Origin of the sequence: Leeuwenhoekiella polynyae (assembly GCF_004104075.1) — a bacterium.
Classification (GTDB): domain Bacteria; phylum Bacteroidota; class Bacteroidia; order Flavobacteriales; family Flavobacteriaceae; genus Leeuwenhoekiella; species Leeuwenhoekiella polynyae.
The window spans coordinates 1-18,609 of the sequence record NZ_QOVK01000032.1 but is presented as its reverse complement, the minus strand read 5'-3'; the positions used below and the strand labels follow the sequence as shown (position 1 = coordinate 18,609).

At 38.5% G+C, this 18,609-nt stretch carries 16 protein-coding genes; 5 read left to right on the top strand and 11 right to left on the bottom strand.

The annotated features are described in order from the left end of the window. Positions 1 to 93: 93 nt before the first annotated feature. A complete protein-coding gene (locus DSM02_RS20850) occupies positions 94 to 369 on the bottom strand; it encodes a type VI secretion system tube protein Hcp (RefSeq protein ID WP_128767151.1) in 276 nt (91 codons plus the stop codon). A 308-nt stretch (positions 370 to 677) separates the two neighbouring features. On the opposite strand from DSM02_RS20850, the gene DSM02_RS19360 reads away from it, so the two are divergent. Together DSM02_RS19360 and DSM02_RS19355 are read left to right on the top strand one after the other, a co-directional pair. Then, positions 678 to 941, top strand: coding sequence for a YtxH domain-containing protein (locus DSM02_RS19360; RefSeq protein ID WP_205875182.1), 264 nt, complete (start codon positions 678 to 680; stop codon positions 939 to 941). Positions 942 to 1,030: 89 nt separating this feature from the next. After that, positions 1,031 to 1,933 carry a DUF6268 family outer membrane beta-barrel protein gene (locus DSM02_RS19355; protein WP_128767132.1) on the top strand — a complete coding sequence of 301 codons (903 nt, stop codon included), beginning with the start codon at positions 1,031 to 1,033 and terminating at the stop codon, positions 1,931 to 1,933. Here DSM02_RS19355 and lpxD read toward each other — a convergent pair. From lpxD to DSM02_RS19325, 6 genes are all read right to left on the bottom strand, one after another. Further along, positions 1,930 to 2,922, bottom strand: coding sequence for a UDP-3-O-(3-hydroxymyristoyl)glucosamine N-acyltransferase (gene lpxD / locus DSM02_RS19350; protein WP_128767131.1), 993 nt, complete (start codon positions 2,920 to 2,922; stop codon positions 1,930 to 1,932). The genes DSM02_RS19355 and lpxD overlap by 4 nt on opposite strands. Positions 2,923 to 3,086: 164 nt before the next feature. Next, positions 3,087 to 5,396 carry a beta-glucosidase gene (locus DSM02_RS19345; RefSeq protein WP_128767130.1) on the bottom strand — a complete coding sequence of 770 codons (2,310 nt, stop codon included), beginning with the start codon at positions 5,394 to 5,396 and terminating at the stop codon, positions 3,087 to 3,089. A gap of 109 nt (positions 5,397 to 5,505) precedes the next feature. After that, on the bottom strand, positions 5,506 to 6,072 hold the full coding sequence (locus DSM02_RS19340; RefSeq protein ID WP_128767129.1) for a Crp/Fnr family transcriptional regulator: 567 nt from the start codon (positions 6,070 to 6,072) through the stop codon (positions 5,506 to 5,508). 116 nt (positions 6,073 to 6,188) lie between these two features. Beyond that, entirely contained in the window at positions 6,189 to 6,404 is a 216-nt protein-coding gene (locus DSM02_RS19335) for a VF530 family protein (RefSeq protein WP_128767128.1), read from the bottom strand. 1 nt (position 6,405) lies between these two features. Beyond that, on the bottom strand, positions 6,406 to 7,956 hold the full coding sequence (locus tag DSM02_RS19330; RefSeq protein ID WP_128767127.1) for an SDR family NAD(P)-dependent oxidoreductase: 1,551 nt from the start codon (positions 7,954 to 7,956) through the stop codon (positions 6,406 to 6,408). A 117-nt stretch (positions 7,957 to 8,073) separates the two neighbouring features. Further along, positions 8,074 to 8,268, bottom strand: a complete 195-nt coding sequence (locus DSM02_RS19325) for a cold-shock protein (RefSeq protein WP_073098306.1) — start codon at positions 8,266 to 8,268, stop codon at positions 8,074 to 8,076. Positions 8,269 to 8,943: 675 nt separating this feature from the next. On the opposite strand from DSM02_RS19325, the gene treS reads away from it, so the two are divergent. From treS to DSM02_RS19310, 3 genes are all read left to right on the top strand, one after another. Further along, on the top strand, positions 8,944 to 12,261 hold the full coding sequence (gene treS / locus DSM02_RS19320; protein ID WP_128767126.1) for a maltose alpha-D-glucosyltransferase: 3,318 nt from the start codon (positions 8,944 to 8,946) through the stop codon (positions 12,259 to 12,261). A 7-nt stretch (positions 12,262 to 12,268) separates the two neighbouring features. Then, positions 12,269 to 12,904: a YdeI/OmpD-associated family protein gene (locus tag DSM02_RS19315; protein WP_128767125.1), complete on the top strand. Its 636-nt coding sequence runs from the start codon at positions 12,269 to 12,271 to the stop codon at positions 12,902 to 12,904. Between the two features lie 88 nt (positions 12,905 to 12,992). Next, on the top strand, positions 12,993 to 14,855 hold the full coding sequence (locus tag DSM02_RS19310; protein WP_128767124.1) for a mechanosensitive ion channel family protein: 1,863 nt from the start codon (positions 12,993 to 12,995) through the stop codon (positions 14,853 to 14,855). A 142-nt stretch (positions 14,856 to 14,997) separates the two neighbouring features. Here DSM02_RS19310 and DSM02_RS19305 read toward each other — a convergent pair whose 3' ends face one another. The 4 genes from DSM02_RS19305 to DSM02_RS19295 form a co-directional block, all read right to left on the bottom strand. Then, the gene (locus tag DSM02_RS19305; protein WP_205875184.1) at positions 14,998 to 15,897 is read right to left on the bottom strand and encodes an IS3 family transposase; all 900 of its coding nucleotides are present in this window, start codon (positions 15,895 to 15,897) and stop codon (positions 14,998 to 15,000) included. After that, positions 15,861 to 16,295: a hypothetical protein gene (locus DSM02_RS20510; RefSeq protein WP_205875180.1), complete on the bottom strand. Its 435-nt coding sequence runs from the start codon at positions 16,293 to 16,295 to the stop codon at positions 15,861 to 15,863. Before DSM02_RS20510 ends, DSM02_RS19305 begins: the two co-directional genes overlap by 37 nt. Positions 16,296 to 16,409: 114 nt before the next feature. Next, on the bottom strand, positions 16,410 to 18,053 hold the full coding sequence (gene groL / locus DSM02_RS19300) for a chaperonin GroEL (RefSeq protein ID WP_128767123.1): 1,644 nt from the start codon (positions 18,051 to 18,053) through the stop codon (positions 16,410 to 16,412). A 76-nt stretch (positions 18,054 to 18,129) separates the two neighbouring features. Further along, entirely contained in the window at positions 18,130 to 18,405 is a 276-nt protein-coding gene (locus DSM02_RS19295; RefSeq protein ID WP_073100662.1) for a co-chaperone GroES, read from the bottom strand. Positions 18,406 to 18,609 lie beyond the last annotated feature (204 nt).

Genomic DNA, 18,609 nt, shown 5'->3' with positions numbered 1-18,609 from the left:
CTCTGGTCAGACGAAGGGTTGAGCAGACTGAGTTTTACTCGATACTCCAGATTTAAATGCTCCGAGTCTTGTCTGGTTCTAAACATGTATTGTTCAGTTTAATGCTTCGTGGACCTGCCTTTGTTGACAGACAGGCTTGCTCCGAAATAGTTTCCTTCTTAAACGAATACTCTTCATTAATGCATCGAGCATCGGATTTGTCGCAATATCTACTTTTTTCGTTAGGAAAATCCCTGAAATTTTGGGAATACTGCGTTGTCTGCCAGAACCCATTTTAGATTTTGGCTTTTTGATTGAAAAGGAAAAAGCATCAATCTCGATTTGATCCTCAACATGTATATGTTGAGATTCTTCCTCAACATCTGGAATTTACATCTATAAAGTAGCTTGTGCATTAAGAACAGCTAATCCCAGAAAAAACAGGAACAGAAGTGTGATAAAAGTGCGTCTCATGATGATGGCTTTTTGTTTGTACAAAGGTATTGGGAAGCTGTACGTATTACGACAGGGATTAAACCCTATTATGACAGGAATACAACCTTTTTAAGAAGTGATTCTAACAGAATTTTATCATTAGAAGGCCGGTTCTACTAAATTTTTATTAAAGTATTCTGTCAAATTATTTTATAGCATGTACTTTAATTAACTTACTCTGTATAAACTAAAAAAGAAAAATTATGACAACTAGAAATCAAAATGCAGGAATCGCAGCAGCCCTTTTAGGATTAGCAGGTGGACTTTTTGCTTGGTGGAAATATAACAATGCAACTCCAGAAGAAAAAGAACGCCTTAAAAGCAAAGTAAATGATCTGGGAGCTAAACTTAAAGACAGCTATACTGAAGTAGAAGATACGGTTTCTGATAATTTAGCAACATTGAAAAATAAACTCGCTAAAGAAAAAGAAACTATTTCTGACGAAATAGAAAAAGTAGCGAGCTAAACTAACCGCAGGAAAATATGAAAAGAGCGACTTTTAGAGTCGCTTTTTTTATGTAACAATACTGAGTGCTTTTTTGCTATATTCGTCAAATGAGAATTGTATATCAGCTTGTATTTGTTGTATTGAGCAGCTCCTTGCTACACGCACAAAACTATATAGACCTCGCCAATCTGTCGTACAGTATAACTCCCCAGAATCAGTTTGAAGACCGTGAAACACAAACTCAAGTTGCGGAGGTGGAATTTCAATTCACTTTTCCACAGATTTTAGATGATAAAAATACATTTATAGCAACTGTAATGCTAGAATCTAACACCTTACGATTAGACCCTACTCTAACTCAGTGCACAACTTTGGCTTCTTTGGGACTGGCCTTGGGATTCAATCATAAATACTCAGATAAGTTGGCGATAACCTACCTCGTAATACCAAAAATAGCATCAGACCTTAATCATATTACTAATGAGGGTTTGCAATTGGGTGGCCTGGCTTTAGCTACGCTGAAAAAAAACGAACACTTCAATTATAAAATTGGTTTATATGCCAATACCGAAGCGTTTGGACTCTTTCTTGTACCCTATGTAGGTTTTTATTATTTGAGTCCGTCAAAACGATTTGAAGCATACATTACCACCATTAATGGCGATATCAATTATATGCTCACCGATAAACTCAACTTAGGTGGTGATGTAAACGGGCTGACTTCAAGTTATGCTTTATCTGAGCCTTATTTCGGCACTTCGCCAGAGTATTTTGCCAAAAACACCACAGAGTTTTTTGCCTATTTGAGATATCCTATTTCAAAAGGGTTCTATCTAAAAGCAAAAGCCGGTTATTCTATAACCAGAACCTATAAAGTCTTTGAACAAGATGATAAAGTTGCTTTGGGATTAAGTCTTTTTTATCTGGGAGATGACCGTAACCCGTTGAACACGCCTTTGCAAAAAGGAGCATTATTTAAATTAGAATTACTGTATCGCTTTCAACTTTAGCCTTTACTCAATTTACGAACAGCTGCCCACTCTTTAAGTTTTGCACGAGAATCTGTTGCAGGATATCCCAGTACGGTTTTTCCGGCAGCCACATCGCCCATAACTCCAGAGCCGGCAGCAACTATTGCTCCAGAATGAATGGTCGTATGATCTTTAATTGATGCACTTCCACCTATAATAACACCATCTCCTAAGGTTACTGAACCAGCAAGGCCACTATGCCCTGCCATAATACAACAACGCCCTAAAATGCAATTATGTGCAATTTGAACCAAATTATCAATCTTACAGCCGTCTCCTACGATTGTTGAATCAAATTTTGCACGGTCCACACACGAATTTGCTCCTATTTCTACACCATTGCCAATAATCACATTACCGATGTGTACGATTTTAACCAATCCGCTACCATCTTCAGCAGGTCTGTAACCAAAACCATCTGCGCCAATACTTACATTATTGTGAAAAATACAATAAGCACCAATTTGAGAACGCTCTCTAATTACCGTTCCGGGCCAGATTATAGTTTGTGTTCCTATTTGGCATTCATCCATAATGGTGACATTGGGATATAACGTTACTCCGTCTGCAAGTACCGTATTTGCACCAATATAACATCCCGGACCAATTTTACAATCGGCTCCAATACGCGCTGTAGGATGTATATAGGCCTGAGGACTTATGGCTGTCTCAAAAACGGGAGATTGGGGTTCATAAAGACTTAATAATTTAGCCATTGCAAGGTCTGCATTAGGCACTAGCAGTAATGGTATTTCTCCAGAAACTAAATGTTTGAGGTTTTCATTGATAACCACTGCTCCTGCCTGAGAAGCTGCATACAACTTGGTATATTTGGAAGAACCTATAAAACTTACCTGATTTGCTGAAGCACTTTCTAAGTGATTTAAACCGGTGAAATCTTGATTACTTTCACCAATTAACGTTGCAGAAATATGTTTTGAAAGGTCTTCTAAAGAATAGGATATCATAAAGTTAAATAAGTTAATTCTGAGTTCAAGTAAGCCACTTGTAAGAGGAATTAACCTATTAGAAGCTTTGAAAGATAGGTATAATCTCTTTCACTTAATCAAAAAAAGGCAGTTTCGCGAGGAAACTGCCTTAACGTCAAAACAATTCTAGGGTGAAAGAACGATTACTTCTTTAATAAATCAATGGGTTTTTGCGGACTTAAAAGTGCGTTAGTTTCTGATATAACACTTTGATCAATTTGAATTACCGCTTTCAGTTTTGGTGTTTCTGCATCTGTCGAAACCAAAATAGTATACGACCCGGTATCTAACACCCAAGCGTGTTTGGTATCGTCGTAGGATGCCAGATCTTTCAGTTTCAATTCAAAAGTTAGGGTTTGCGTTTCACCCGGATTTAGCGATTTTGTTTTACCAAAAGCTTTGAGTTCTTTAAGTGGTTTTTCGAGTCCGTTCTGAGACGCTTCCACATAGACCTGAGCAACTTCTTTTCCGGTGTACTCGCCGGTATTTTTTATACTGAATGCTATCTTAATCGTGTTATCAAATGTTACATCCAGATCATCGTATTCAAACGTGGTATAGGATAATCCAAAACCAAACGGATAAGAAACCGGTACATCAAAACTGTCGTAATAGCGGTATCCTACATAAATTCCTTCCTCATAAACTTCTTCTGAAGGGACACCTTGCAACGGATTTTCAGGTTTGGGAGTGTTTGGGTCTAATACGCTTCCCGGAAAATTTTTAGATGAAGAAACCGAAGCTAAAGTCTTTGGGAAGGTTATAGGCAATTTACCACTTGGAGTAACCGCACCGGTTAACAGATCGGTAATGGCATTACCGGCCTCCTGCCCGGGTTGCCAGGTCAATAAGATTGCGTCTGCAAGACCTTTCCAGCTTGCGGTTTCAATAACGCCGCCAATATTTAATACGACGATAACCGGTTTGCCCTTTGAGCCAAAGGTCTGTTTGATATTTTTTAAAAGTGTGAGCTCCGTTTCCGTAAGGTCAAAATCACCAGTTTCTTCCCGATCCTGAAATTCCCCAGACGTACGTCCTAATGTGAAGATGGCCATATCATTTTTAGCAGCAAGCGCATTCAGTGTTTCTAACGTCCATTCTTTTTCGGGAACGAGTTCGTCTTTCAAGAAGAACATAGCTTTGGGAGGAATCTTAGCACGTTCTTTTTTCATATAAGCCTCGTAAGTTGTGGTAAGTTCAGTATCCAGATTGAGTCCAGCATTTTTTAATCCTTCCAGAAGAGATACGCTATAGGCTTTATTCACGTCCCCACTACCTGTTCCACCGGCAATAGTCTCATAAGATGAGGAACCAAATAAAGCTATTTTAGCTTCCGGTTGAAGGGGTAAAACGGCATTCTCGTTTTTAAGCAACACCATTCCTTCAGTCGCGGCTTGTCTTGCGATAGCCTTATGACCTTCAAGATCGGTCACGCCGGTAGGTTCATAGCCCTTAAAAGCAAATGTTTTCTGATAGGCATTGAGGATTGCCATTACATTTCGATCTAAAATCGATTCGTCTAAAGCTCCGGATTCAACAGCTTCTTTAATCGCTTTGGCTTGAGCATCTGTACCGGGCATTAGTAAGTCATTACCGGCTTTCATTTGGGCTACCGGATCTTTGCCCGCAAACCAATCGGTCATTACAAAGCCTTTGTAGCCCCATTCTTCGCGTAATAATTGATATAATAATTCTTCATTTTCTGAAGCATAGGTTCCATTTATTTTATTGTAGGAAGACATAATTGCCCAAGGATTACTGTTATCTAGGGCTATTTTAAATCCGCGCAGGTAAATTTCGCGAAGCGCCCGTTCTGAAACAACGGTATTTAAAGCCGTACGATTTGTTTCTGAATTGTTTGCCACAAAATGTTTTATAGTAGCTCCCAAACCCTGAGACTGCACTCCGTTTACAAAACCAGAAGTGATCATTCCTGCCAGAACCGGATCTTCTGAATAGTATTCAAAATTACGCCCGCCCAACGGATTACGTTGTATGTTAAGCGCAGGGGCTAATAGAAAATCAACGCCATAATCCCGACCTTCAATCCCAAAAGCTTTACCCACCTCTTCGGCAAGGGCTATATTCCAGGAGGAGGATAAACTGCTCGCAGTAGGAAATGCTGTAGCATAAAAAGTCTGGTCTGGGATATCTTCTCGTGTAGGGCTGATGCGTATTCCTGCAGGTCCGTCTGCAAAAACAACCACCGGAATATCTAAACGGAATATCCCGTAACTGGTTCCTGCTGCACCAGCAACCTCATTATTTGTGCTGCCTACAATGGCTTGTGGAACACCATTGCCTTCCGGTAAGCCGGGTATATTCATCCCTGTACCAATTACCAAAGCGATTTTTTCATCAAGTGTAAGTGCATCTACTAACTCTTTAGTAGTTTGCTGTGCGTGCAAAGCTCCAAAAGTAAGGAGCAGCATGGTGAGGGTTTTAAATTTCATACGGTTTCTTTGTTTTCTTCAAAATTGAAAAAACAGTAAACGAAAACCTTTGACATTTGTCAAATAACCAGTTTATGGCTTAAGTTTCTACGAATTTGTAGGGGAAGCTCTAGATTTTCGCACGTATACGACTTAACGTCTCCTGAGTAATCCCTAAGAATGATGCGATATGAGCTAAAGAAACCTGTTGTAATATATGCGGTTGTTTTTTGAGGAGATTTAAGTAACAATCTTTTGCACTTTGAAACAAGATACTTTCGGTACGCTCCTGTGAAAAAATCAGGGAACGGGAAAACATTGTAATTGCCAGTTGCGCAAGATCCAGATGGGTTTTGGTAAGTGAGGTAAAGCCTTTTTTATCGAGATAGATTACGGTACTATCTTCAAGTGCTTCAATCATTAAATTGCTCGGCGTATTCTTAAAATAACTACTGATTGAAAAACAAAACTCCTGTTCTCCCGCAAACCATTCTGTTATATCTTTTCCGTTTTTAAAATAGTATTGACGGGCAAAACCAGATTCAATAAAATAGATGGCATTACAGGCTTCCTGGTACTTTAATATAAAATCTCCTTTAGCTACTTTTCCCGTATAGATGTGTTTTTTGAGTAAATCCCGTGATTTTTCACTAACCGGACTAAAGTGTGTAAGTCTGTCAAGGTATGCTTCAACCATAATACTTAATTAACATGGAAAAGATACCAGAAATTTTACACATGCAAATTCCTGTTTCAGCATTTTAAGGCAAAAACATCGTGTTTAAGAGAAAGGCTCTGTTATTAAAGCAGAGTTTATTTAAAAGTCCTGATGTATAAACGCTCTACTTTTTCCCGAGCCCAGTCTGTTCTTCGCAGAAATTTTAAACTCGATTTTACTGAAGGGCTACTTTTAAAACAATTTATAGGAATACGTGCAGCGAGCTCCTCCCATCCGTAATGATCGGCAAGACGTTCTACAACGACAGCGAGGGTGATCCCGTGTAAGGGGTTGTTTGGTTGTTTTTCCATATTACCAATCTATTGGGAAATAGTCTTTTAAAAATTTACCACTCCAGTGTTTACCGGTATTGATACCGTCAAAAAGAGGATCTATCACCCGTGCAGCTCCATCTACAATATCCAGGGGTGGCTGAAAATCGTGTTGTTCTACTTTGCGTTTTGCCAATTCAGCGGGGTCTTCATCGGTAACCCAACCGGTGTCTACCGCATTGATAAAAATACCTTCTTTAGCGAGGCTTCCTGCTGCGGTATGCGTAAGCATATTGAGAGCAGCCTTAGCCATATTGGTATGCGGATGTCTATCTTCTTTAAAAAACCTATGGAATTTACCTTCCATTGCAGAAACGTTGATAATATGCTTTTTACCGGTGTTATCTTTCTTCATAATTTCAGAAAGCCGGTTACACAGTACAAAAGGCGCCACCGAATTTACCAGCTGAACTTCTATCATTTCTGTAGTTTCGATCTCTCCCAGTTTAAGACGCCAGCTGTTTGTTTTACGTAAATCAACTTGCTGCAGATCGGCATCCAATTTGCCTTCAGGAAAAACCTCTGAAGCTTGCAGCGAATTATCAAAGCTGTATGGTATTTGAGAAAGCTTAGCCGAAGCTCTTATACCTATACCCGGCTCTGGACCGTGCCATGTAACCGGCATATTTTTAGTTCCACTGGCTGTAGTGCTTAATGACTTTAATTCATCAAGACAAGTCAGGTGGTCGTGGAGTAATTTAGTAGCCACTTTAGGCAACTCACTTACCGGCATTTCTTCTTTAGCCATTAAATGCTGATAAAAACCGGCTGGTCTTCTTACCGTTTGCGCAGCATTATTAATAAGAATATCTAAGCGCTCGTAGCGTTGTTCAATATAATTACAAAAGATCTCAACGCTTGGAATATGCCGTAGATCAAGTCCGTGAATTTTTAAGCGATCAGCCCAAATATGATAATCCTCTTCTTTTGCAAAACGCAATGCAGAATCAACAGGAAAACGGGTTGTTGCGACAACGGTTGCTCCTGCGCGTAACAACATCAAGGTGATGTGATAGCCTATTTTTAAACGCGAACCGGTAATAATTGCTACTTGTCCGGTTAAGTCAGCATTCTGAAAACGCTTTGCATAATTATAATCTCCACATTCGGTGCACATGGTGTCATAAAAATGGTGTAGTTTGGTAAATTCAGTTTTGCAAACGTAGCAATTGCGGGGAGTTTGTAATTCTGGAGTATCTATATTTTGAAGATCTGCCGCAGCGAGTAATTTTGGCGCGGTGAAAATAGCTGCCTCACGCGCACTGCGAATTCCGGTTATTTTACGCGCAGCACGATCTTTTGCAGCTTGCTTGCGCTTCTGTGCTTTTTTTGCATCTTTTTTACGACGGGAAAACTCCTCACGATTAGGTCGAGAAAGTTTACCGGAAGCTTTTAAAACTGCAACGCGATCTTCTTTAGTAAGCTCAAAAATAAGGTTTGTGTTCGTGTTTAATTGTTCTAATACACGAATGCACGTCTGTAGATCTTCAGGAGAAATGTCAGAGGGGAAAGCTTCTTCTAGCTGATTCATTTGTAAAAATTAAATGGGGCTAAATTAATGTAAAAAGTTTTAGATGATTCCTTAAAAAAAAGACATAAAAAAAGCCTTCATACTGAAGGCTTTTACGCTTAAAAAGGTAAGCTATGATTAGTCAATCACACGAACGTTAATCGCGTTGATTCCTTTTTTTCCTCTTTCAGTTTCAAACTCCACACGGTCGTTCTCACGAATCTCATCGATTAATCCACTTGCGTGAACAAAAATATCTTCGTTTGAATCTTCTGGATTGATAAATCCAAATCCTTTAGTGGTGTTAAAAAACTTTACTGTTCCTTCTTTCATTACTTGTACTCTATTATTAATTAATTTATTTACAAAACGTTGTATTGCATTCATGTTTTCAATTTTAGGACTCGATTGCCGAGACTTTAAATTATTTGAATCATCTTATGATTCAACAATTACAGGGTATTTAAAAGGTTCTTATGGAAGTAGAACTAATGAAGAAGTAGTATTTGAAACGTATAAGTGAATTGGAACATTCACCATTTATTTAAACTGAAACTTGCCTCGAGAGAGCTATTGTCTTATTAAATGTACTGCACTATTGCTATTAAAAGATTTAAGAGCAGTGTTTGTTAGGCATTGTCTAAATAATTTAACGAGACAAATGTAGACTAAATAAACGACACATTCACTAAAATGTGATTTATCTTTCAATAATTTTAATTTTTTGATTTTCAGCAGGTTTGATGACCTTGTTTTATCACAACCTCTATTTAAGTGCTAATCGGCATGGTCAGTAGTAGAACCAAATTCTTCACACTAATTGGCTTTCCAGCTTCAGCATAGTACATGGAGAACACTATCCCTTTCAGGTTATCATTTAGAAAAGCCAATTCCTTAAGCTTTAATCATTATTTAACGAGGGATTTCATGATACTTCTTTAACTTTAACAATTCCGATTCTAGCGGAAGCCTATTCTTTTAACCAAAACCAACGTATAAAAACTATCTATGGCAATCACTTCCTTTGTTGACGATCAAAAAAACTGGTATAAAGACGCAATTATTTATGAGTTACACATCAAAGCTTTTTTTGATAGCAACAGTGACGGTATAGGAGATTTTGAAGGATTGCTTCAAAAACTGGACTATTTAGAAGATCTTGGGGTTACGGCTATCTGGTTGCTTCCTTTTTACCCTTCTCCATTGCGCGATGATGGTTATGATATTGCAGATTATTACAGCATCAATCCATCTTATGGAGAAATCGAAGATTTTAAACGCTTAGTTGAAGAGGCACACAAACGCGGTTTAAAAGTAATTACTGAGTTGGTTATTAATCACACCTCAGATCAGCATGAGTGGTTTCAGCGGGCACGTAAAGCTCCTGAAGGTTCTAAATACCGAGACTATTATGTCTGGACCGATAACATTGATAAGTATAAAGATGCCCGTATCATTTTTACAGATACCGAACCTTCGAACTGGACGTGGGATGCCGAAGCAAATGCTTATTACTGGCACCGCTTTTTCTCACATCAACCTGATTTAAATTTTGATAATCCTGATGTTCAAAAAGAGGTTTTTGACATTATGGATTATTGGTGTGAACTGGGCGTTGATGGTTTTAGGTTGGATGCCGTGCCTTATCTCTTTGAACGAGACGGCACTAATTGTGAGAATTTACCCGAAACTCATGTTTTTCTCAAAAAATTGAGAGCCCATATTGATGCCAATCACGATAATAAACTCTTATTGGCTGAAGCTAATATGTGGCCTGAAGATTCTGCAGCATATTTTGGTGAAGGTGACGAGTGTCATATGAATTACCACTTTCCTATTATGCCGCGTATGTTTATGGCGGTTAAGATGGAAGACCGCTACCCAATTATAGATATAATAGACCAAACTCCTACTATACCAGAGTCCTGTCAATGGGCTATTTTCTTGAGAAATCATGACGAACTTACCTTAGAAATGGTAACCGATGAGGAACGTGATTATATGTATAAAGTTTATTCTCAGGATCCCAAAGCAAAAATCAATGTGGGGATCAGACGCCGACTGGCTCCTTTACTTGACAATAACCGGAATAAGATTGAATTGATGAATGTTTTGTTATTCTCACTTCCTGGAACACCCGTTCTGTATTACGGGGATGAAATAGGTATGGGAGATAATTTTTATCTGGGGGACCGTGATGGCGTACGAACCCCTATGCAATGGACAGCAGATAGAAATGCAGGTTTCTCTATGGCCAATCCGCAGAAATTATATTTACCTACTATTATAGATCCACAATATCGCTCTGAGTCAGTTAATGTAGAAGCACAGCAAATGAATCCTTCTTCCTTATTGTGGTGGATGAAGCGTGTGATGCATATGCGTAAAAGTTTTAAGGCTTTCGGTCGTGGAGATATCAATTTTTTATCACCTTCTAACTCAAAAATACTGGCATTTACGCGTACTTATGAAGATGAAACGATTTTGGTTCTAGCTAATTTATCACGTTTTTCACAGGCGGTAGAACTCGAACTGGAAGACTATGTAGATTATATTCCTGTGGAAGTTTTCAGTCACAATAAATTCCCCAAAATTACAAACAGGCCCTATTTGTTTACGCTTGCTCCACACGGCTATTACTGGTTCTCTTTAACACACCGTGAAAGCGAAACTCAAGACGGTCCGTTGTCAAAACTCAATACGAGTAATTGGGATACCTTATTTGATGCAAAAAACAGTAAAGTCCTTGAGCGAAAGATTCTACCCGCCTATTTTAAAAGTAAATACTGGTTTGGGGGGGATTCAAGCAGAATCATTCAATCTATGACTATCACCAATATGCTTGATCTTTCAGATGATACGGTTCTTGTAAAGAATCTAATCGTTGAAGTTAATTTTAATGAAGGGTTGCCTGAAATCTATCAATTGCCCCTCACCTATCTTTCCCATACTCAGGAAAGTCTGGTGGAAGCGGTTCCGCAGAAAGGGATTTTAGCTGAAATAGCATTAGATAGTGGTTCTGGCTTGCTGGTAGATTCTGTTTATGTTGAACCTTTTAGAGCGCAACTTTTTTACGGCTTACAAGACGGAAAAACCCTGAAATTCGGCAAAGAAAAACTGGCTTTTATAAAAGGAAATTTGACACCAGATTCTGAAATTAAAGATGTTAGTTCTCGAATTATTGAATCTAAACAGAGTAATACTTCGATCATTTATGATCACCGCTATTTCTTAAAACTGTACCGTCGTTTAGACAACAGCATCAATCCTGATGCAGAACTAGCGCAGTACTTAACCGAAACTGTAAAGTATGCCAATACACCTGATTATATGGGTAAACTGGTTTACCATACTCAAAAACGCAATGAAGCGGTGCTGGGTATGATGCAGGATTTAGTAACAAATGTGGGTACCGGCTGGGTCAATGCAAAGGATGCCGCACATCGTTATATGGAACGCGTGCAGACACAAGCTCAGGAAAACGATCCAAGCTATGATCTTACCAAACGTTCACAACCCTTGCTTTTTGAAAATCTTGAGGAACAAGAGCAAGATCTTATAGATAGCTTATTTCCAGAACGTGTAAATTTATTGGGGCAACGCAGCGCAGAAATGCATCAAGCGCTTGCCAGTCATAAAGAACTCAGTGGTTTTGAACACGAGGCTTTTTCTTTGCATTATCAACGCTCATTATATTCCTCACTGCAAAGTATAACTCGTGAAGCATTTGAAAATCTAAGAAAATCAATACCCAGTCTTCCGCTCACAATTCAAGGAGAAGCAGAAGCTATTTTAAACCGAAAAAGCGAAGTATTGTCGTGTTTTAAACGCGTTTTTAAACACAAAATAGATACCGTAAAAATACGTACACACGGTAACTTTCAATTGGGTCAACTGTTATGGACGGGAAAAGATTTTGTGATTATCAATTTTGAAGGTGAACCGTCTCGCCCATTTAGTGAGCGCCGTATTTTGCGTTCAGGATTGCGTGATGTAGCCTCGATGATTCGCTCTTTCCACTACGCCGCATACAGTCCGTTAATGCAACAAAATTATGCAGAAGAATACCGCGAGTCACACCTAGAAGATTGGGCAGAAGTCTGGTATTATTACATTTCCCGGTTTTATTTAAATGGGTATAAAAAGACTCTTGTAAACTCAGACTTGATACCTGATACTGATCGAGATTACACAGTTCTTCTGGAAACCTTTTTATTGGAAAAAGCCGTTGTTGAACTCAATTATGAACTCAACCACAGACCCATTTTTGCATTGATTGCGCTCCGCGGAATTAAAGCAATTCTAGACGGAAGTAAAAAAGAATAAAACCGTTATGAATGCAGGTGTAGAAGATTTTTATGCTAAAAAAACGCATTGGCAGACAGCGTTGAACACGCTGCGGAAAATAATCTTAAGGTCTCAACTGACTGAAACATTTAAATGGCGTAACCCGTGCTATACGATTGATGACAAGAATATTCTCATTGTCAGTCAGTTTAAAGCGTATTGCGCCGTTAGTTTTTTTAAAGGAGCATTACTTCAGGATAAAGCCGGTTTGCTTCAAAAACCCGGAGCTGATTCTCAAGCTATTCGCTTATTAAAATATACGAATGAAACTGAAGTTTTTGAGCAAGAACAGTTAATCCTCACTTATATACAAGAAGCTGTAGATCTGGAACGCTCTGGTACTAAACTAGAATTCAAGCAGATTAAAGCTTATGACATACCTGAAGAATTTCAGGAATTTTTAGATCGTGATGATCAATTAAAGTTTGCTTTTAATACCTTAACTCCGGGCAGGCAAAAAGGCTATTTATTGCATTTCAATGCTGCTAAACAAGCTAAAACAAGAGTATCCCGTATACAAAAATATATCCCCAGAATACTCAGCGGCAAAGGAATATATGATTGCACCTGTGGAAAATCAAAGCGTTTACCGTCTTGTGACGGTTCCCATAAAAATCTATAAGCCTTTTTAGTTTTTCCAATTTCGATAGAAAAACAGGACTGGTAAACTAGAATTAATTATTTTTCGTGCTTAATTAAAAGTTTTTCTAATGGTATCGGTTAAGCAATTAGGTATTCTCTTATTCTTTCTCAACTTTGGTTTTGCCCTTGCACAGAACGATTCTACGACGATGGTCCTAGACAGTGTTGCAACACAAACTACAGGAGATGATTTTGTAAAAAAACTCGCCGATTTAGAAAAACAACGCTTTGCAGATTCTATACGCAGAGCAGATTTGGAACAACGCATCAATGCTTTGGGTTCATCTAATAAAGACCGAAGGGAGCTTGAAGCACAACTTCAACAATTTAAAGCTAAAGATTCATTACTTCGGGAAACTAAAAAGCAACAAATAGCTTCTTTAAAGCAAACAACAAAGGGGTATCCGGTCATCGGTTTTCATGAGGATACCTTATTTCTAATCTATAATCGTATTGCAAGCTTTTCAGCACAAGACCGTGCTGATGCTATTTCTCAACGTATCAAAAAACTTCCTGAAGCATTAAGTTTTGATACCGATTCTTTAAAAATTTCTGAAAATGAAGCTACAGTAGATGTTATCTATGAATCACAAACAATAATTAGTATCACCGATGTAGATGCTCTCTGGTTTGAAACCACCCAGATCGAATTAGCTACCACTTATAAAAATATAATAGGTGCTGAAGTGGTTCGGTATAAAAAAGAAAACAGCTTTTTAAATCTACTAAAAAGTTTTGGTCTTGCCCTAGTTGTTTTAATCATAATTGGACTGATCATTAAATATGTTTTACGGCTTTTTAGATGGACAGCCCTCAAGATTCAGCGGCAAAAGCACAAGCGTTTAAAAGCATTTACTATAAAGAACTATACCCTGCTCGATGCAGAGCGACAAGTACACGTATTGTTACTCTTGAACCGTATTTTAAAATGGGTTACCGTGTTATTTGCGATTTACGTTGCCCTGCCTATTATATTTGGTTTTTTTCCGCAGACAGAATCTTTTGCAACTGCGTTATTGGGTTATATCATAAACCCTATCAAAAGTATTTTCTTAGCCTTCTGGAATTACTTGCCAAACATTTTTGCGATCGTGGTTATCATTATTGTTTTTAGACTGGTTTTAAAAGGTTTGCACTTTTTGAAAGTAGAAGTTGCAGAAGAGCGTCTAAGTTTTAATGGCTTTTATCCAGATTGGGCAAATCCTACCTATCAATTAGTCCGGGTGCTGGTTATCGCTTTTGCATTTGTCGTGATATTCCCGTATTTACCCGGAAGCGAATCTCCCGTATTTCAGGGTATTTCGGTGTTTTTAGGTTTCTTGTTCACCTTCGGTTCCGCCGGGTCTTTATCTAATGTGATTGCCGGTCTGGTACTCACGTATATGCGTCTTTTTAAGATTGGTGATCGGGTTAAAATTGGTGATATCGTAGGTGATGTGATTGAAAAATCATCTTTGGTAACCCGTGTTCGAACCCCAAAGAATGAGATCATTTCTATCCCAAATTCTACAGTAATGAGCAGTCACACTATAAACTACAGCAGTGATGCACCAGAAAAGGGTCTCATTATACACACCACTGTTACCATAGGTTATGACGTCCCCTGGAAAGATATGCACCAGGTACTTATTGATGCCGCTTTGCGTACAGATCTGGTTTTAAAAGATCCACAGCCGTTCGTTTTACAGACGAGTTTAGAAGATTTTTATGTGGCATACCAGATTAATGCATACGTGCGTGAGGCTAATAAACAGGCTTCTATTTACTCGCAACTGCATCAAAATATTCAGGATGTATGTAATGAAAATGGTATCGAGATCCTTTCTCCGCATTACCGCGCAGCACGTGATGGTAATCAAACAACCATCCCTTCTGATTATTTACCCAAAGATTATGAAGCGCCTAGTTTTACTGTGAAATCAAAGAAATAATAAACTACTTCGGGGCTGTCGCTAAAAAGAAATTTCTTATTTTCAAGACAAGCTTCAGGGAGATCAGACCCTTTGGCGGTGCCAATAAAAGTGTCTAGTCCTAAATAAACGATACAGATTATTGATGGATTAAATTTATAATTTAAAGCTTGACGATTCTATTATCGTCAAGCTTTTTTGATTTATACCGTTTTGGTTTTATCTTATCTTGTTTGTGCATTTGTATTGGAGTCAGCATATGGTTAGATAAATGTGGTCTTAGATTATTATAAATAGCAATTGAGTTTTTGATTAGTTTTTTCTTCAATTTTATATCCTCTATGTTTTTTGCTATATCAAACTCTTGTTTTAGTATTCCGTTTATCCGCTCTGCAATTGCATTTTCATAAGGGTCGTATTTCTCGGTCATACTGGTTTTGATGTTATTTTGATCCAATATTCTTTGATAATCATTAGAACAGTATTGCAGCCCCCTATCTGAGTGGTGTATTAAGGCTTTATTATAAGATCTGTTTTTCAGTGCCATTTCTAAGGCTTGCAACGAACCTTTGACTGCAAGGGTGTTAGAAACATTATATCCCATTATCTTTTTGGAGTATGCATCAGTGATCAAGGCTAGATACGACGGGTTTGCCCGTGTACCAACATAAGTTATGTCGCTGACCCAGACCTGTTCTGGTCTTACAACCTCTAGGGAACCGGTTATATTTTTATGCTTTTTAAAGCGATGGTGTGAGTCTGTAGTAATATGATAGCTCCTTGTTGGTTTTATCAGTAGGTTATTGGCTCTTAGTATCCTAAATAGCTTATCCCTTCCCACGCCAAGAGCCTTGAGCTCATTCTTAAGTAAGTCATATAATTTTCTGGTCCCTAGTTTAGACATAATATTGCGTATAGTGCGTACTAAAGCAACTACCTTTTGCCCAAGAGCCTGTCTTTGCATTGTTGTTTTGATAGTTCTGTAATAGACCTGTCTGTTCAGCCCGAGTAAGTTACAGGTAGAAACTAATGTTTCTTTTTGCTCTTCTTTGTAGCGTTCAATAACCCGGGCTTGTAATTTTTTCTGATAGAAATATCATATTCTTTCTCTGCCATCTCAACAAGCATATCAAAGATAATCACTTTCTTATCTGCCCGCTCAGCCAAGTATTCAGCTCTGGCTTTTTGCTTTTCAAGAAGCTTTACTTTGGCCTGGAGTTCGATGATCTGCTGCTCTGGTGTTTTGCTCAAGGTAACAACGTTTAAATTTTCCCAGTCAAAGGTACCATATTTCCTGAGCCATTGGGTTATTGTTGACCTTGCCTGTATACCATATTTCAGGTGAGCTGAAAGCCTGTCAAGCTCTCCAGATTCAATTTGTTGGACAACCTGAAGCTTAAAAGAAAGCGAGTAGTCTTTTTGGGTTCTTTTTGCATAACCACTCTTTGAGGGTGTTTTCATTACACTAAGGTTTTAGTGTATCGCTATTTCAGGACGGGACATAAATTAAAAACAAAAAACCCTTGAGAAAATTCTCAAGGGTTTTTTTATAATAAGTGCGTGTACGGCACGTGTTTACATCATACCTGGCATACCACCGCCCATTCCTCCTGGCATACCGGCTCCGCCGCCGCCATTTTCTTCAGGAATGTCAGTTAATGCACATTCAGTAGTTAAGATCATACCAGAAACAGATGCAGCATTTTCTAATGCAACACGAGTTACTTTTTTAGGATCTATAATACCTTCAGCAAGCATGTTTACATAACGATCTGTTTTAGCATCGTATCCATAATCATCATCACCTTCGATAACTTTAGCGATAACAACAGAACCTTCACCACCAGCATTTGCTACGATTGTGCGCAACGGAGATTCGATAGCTTTTGCTACGATTTTAATACCTGTCGCTTCGTCTGCATTCAATGATTCTAAGCTTTCTAATACACGTATAGCACGTACTAAAGCTACACCACCACCTGCTACGATACCTTCTTCTACGGCAGCACGAGTTGCATGAAGTGCATCATCCACACGGTCTTTTTTCTCTTTCATTTCTACTTCAGAAGCAGCACCTACATAAAGTACAGCAACACCACCTGCTAATTTAGCAAGACGTTCCTGAAGTTTTTCTCTATCATAATCGCTGGTAGTAGTCTCGATCTGAGCTTTGATCTGATTTACACGTGCTTTAATATCATCGCTGCTACCAGAACCGTTTACTATAGTCGTGTTGTCTTTATCAATAGTTACATTCTCTGCTGTACCTAACTGATCAATTGTAGCGTTCTCAAGAGAGAAACCACGCTCTTCACTAATTACCGTACCACCAGTAAGAATTGCGATATCTTCTAGCATTGCTTTACGACGATCCCCGAAACCTGGTGCTTTTACAGCGGCGATTTTAAGAGCTCCTCTCAATTTGTTTACTACAAGAGTTGCAAGCGCTTCGCCATCTACATCTTCTGCGATGATCAATAAAGGCTTGCCTGATTGAGCAACTGGCTCAAGAACAGGAAGCAAATCTTTCATAGAAGAAATCTTCTTGTCAAATAACAAGATATACGGATTCTCTAATTCAGTTTGCATTTTCTCGCTGTCTGTAACAAAATAAGGAGAAAGGTAACCGCGGTCAAATTGCATACCTTCTACTACATCAACATAAGTCTCTGTACCTTTTGCTTCTTCAACTGTGATAACACCTTCTTTACCAACTTTGCCAAATGCTTCAGCGATAAGTTCACCTATCACATCATCGTTGTTAGCAGAAATAGCAGCCACCTGCTTGATTTTTTCTGAAGAGCTTCCTACTTCTTTAGTTTGCTTTTCAAGATCTTTTGTGATTGCTTCTACAGCTTTATCAATCCCACGTTTTAAGTCCATTGGGTTTGCGCCTGCAGCAACGTTTTTAAGACCTTCTTGTACGATAGCCTGAGCAAGTACAGTCGCGGTAGTAGTACCGTCACCGGCAAGATCATTGGTTTTAGAAGCAACTTCCTTTACCATCTGAGCTCCCATGTTTTCAAGAGGATCTTGTAGTTCAATTTCTTTTGCTACAGAAACACCATCTTTAGTCACTTGAGGACCACCAAATGATTTACTGATGATTACGTTACGGCCTTTAGGACCTAAAGTTACTTTTACTGCGTTTGCCAGTGCGTCAACACCGCGCTTTATGCCATCTCTAGCTGAGATGTCAAATGTTATATTTTTTGCCATTTTCTTGAGTTGTTTAAATTTTTCGCGGCTGCGAAAAATACAAGGTTGTTAATACTTTAAATAGAAGATTCACTAATTAGATTACAGCAAGGATGTCATCCTCACGCATAATAAGATAGTCTGTACCATCTAATTTTAATTCTGTGCCAGAATATTTACCGTAAAGAACAGTGTCTCCCACTTTTACAGTCATATCGTGGTCTTTTTTACCGCTTCCTACAGCTACGACTTTACCTTGTTGAGGTTTTTCTTTTGCTGTATCCGGAATGTATAGGCCGGATGCTGTTTTAGTTTCGGCAGCCGTTGGCTCTACCAAAACACGATCTGAAAGAGGTTTAATGTTTACTCCCATTTTAATATAAATTTTTAGTTAACAATTTTCTTAGTTGTGTTGTCTATTAAACAGAAATTATGCCACCAAAAATGCACTGACAAAAAGGCAAAAAAAGAGGCCGTCTAAAAACATTTAGGCGGTCTTTTTGTTTTTTTGCTGTAGCTATTTTTTTTGGTTTTGCGGATCGGGTAGGATTGTTAATCGTTAATAATTAAAAGCTTT

What these genes read in the sequence shown, in the direction of transcription:
- DSM02_RS19360 (WP_205875182.1), top strand. Translation starts at nt 678, where the DNA reads ATGACAACTAGAAATCAAAATGCAGGAATCGCAGCAGCCCTTTTAGGA.
- DSM02_RS19355 (WP_128767132.1), top strand. Translation starts at nt 1,031, where the DNA reads ATGAGAATTGTATATCAGCTTGTATTTGTTGTATTGAGCAGCTCCTTG.
- lpxD (WP_128767131.1), bottom strand. Translation starts at nt 2,922, where the DNA reads ATGATATCCTATTCTTTAGAAGACCTTTCAAAACATATTTCTGCAACG.
- DSM02_RS19345 (WP_128767130.1), bottom strand. Translation starts at nt 5,396, where the DNA reads ATGAAATTTAAAACCCTCACCATGCTGCTCCTTACTTTTGGAGCTTTG.
- DSM02_RS19340 (WP_128767129.1), bottom strand. Translation starts at nt 6,072, where the DNA reads ATGGTTGAAGCATACCTTGACAGACTTACACACTTTAGTCCGGTTAGT.
- DSM02_RS19335 (WP_128767128.1), bottom strand. Translation starts at nt 6,404, where the DNA reads ATGGAAAAACAACCAAACAACCCCTTACACGGGATCACCCTCGCTGTC.
- DSM02_RS19330 (WP_128767127.1), bottom strand. Translation starts at nt 7,956, where the DNA reads ATGAATCAGCTAGAAGAAGCTTTCCCCTCTGACATTTCTCCTGAAGAT.
- DSM02_RS19325 (WP_073098306.1), bottom strand. Translation starts at nt 8,268, where the DNA reads ATGAAAGAAGGAACAGTAAAGTTTTTTAACACCACTAAAGGATTTGGA.
- treS (WP_128767126.1), top strand. Translation starts at nt 8,944, where the DNA reads ATGGCAATCACTTCCTTTGTTGACGATCAAAAAAACTGGTATAAAGAC.
- DSM02_RS19315 (WP_128767125.1), top strand. Translation starts at nt 12,269, where the DNA reads ATGAATGCAGGTGTAGAAGATTTTTATGCTAAAAAAACGCATTGGCAG.
- DSM02_RS19310 (WP_128767124.1), top strand. Translation starts at nt 12,993, where the DNA reads ATGGTATCGGTTAAGCAATTAGGTATTCTCTTATTCTTTCTCAACTTT.
- DSM02_RS20510 (WP_205875180.1), bottom strand. Translation starts at nt 16,295, where the DNA reads ATGAAAACACCCTCAAAGAGTGGTTATGCAAAAAGAACCCAAAAAGAC.
- groL (WP_128767123.1), bottom strand. Translation starts at nt 18,053, where the DNA reads ATGGCAAAAAATATAACATTTGACATCTCAGCTAGAGATGGCATAAAG.
- DSM02_RS19295 (WP_073100662.1), bottom strand. Translation starts at nt 18,405, where the DNA reads ATGGGAGTAAACATTAAACCTCTTTCAGATCGTGTTTTGGTAGAGCCA.